The organism is Pararobbsia alpina (assembly GCF_902859895.1).
Classification (GTDB): domain Bacteria; phylum Pseudomonadota; class Gammaproteobacteria; order Burkholderiales; family Burkholderiaceae; genus Pararobbsia; species Pararobbsia alpina.
On record NZ_CADIKM010000248.1, the window covers coordinates 1 to 504 of the forward strand.

Here is a 504-nt window from a genome sequence, read left to right on the forward strand (position 1 = left end):
GAACGGCAGATTCGGCGCAGCCGCATTCTGGCTATCGACATGACCCACCCACACCATCGACTGAACCTTGCGCCAGGCGTCAGCGCCGCCCCGCGCCTGCGCATTCTTCGCAACGATCTGTTCGGCGCTCAACTCCTCGGCGGCCCGCGCCACCGGTAAGCAGACAAGCAGAGGCAAGCACGCCGCGAGTAGCCATAGCCGGATCCGTCTCATCATTGTCTTTTCCCGTGCGAATGCCTCTAGTGGGCGGGCACTTTGGCCATGGCGAATTGCGGTTTCGCAAACATGGAATCATCGACGGCTTGATTCACCGTCACGTGCTGAATCGTCATCTGATGCGTCTGATTGACGCCTGCCACCACGGTTTCCAGCACATGCGGCATCATCAAACCGTTCTCGGACTTGTAGTCGCGGTAGTAGACGGCGACGGGGTGCATGCGTCCGTCGAGCTTGCGCTGATCGCCGTCGATCTTCAGCTCGAGGAAACTCGACGCATCGATCCAC

General features: G+C 60.1%; 2 pseudogenes. Both read right to left on the reverse strand.

Annotation, left to right across the window (positions count from 1 at the left end):
* Positions 1-216, reverse strand: a pseudogene (locus HV670_RS30505) (hypothetical protein); the annotation flags it as partial.
* A 23-nt stretch (positions 217-239) separates the two neighbouring features.
* Positions 240-504 (reverse strand): annotated as a pseudogene (locus HV670_RS30510) (outer membrane lipoprotein-sorting protein); the annotation flags it as partial.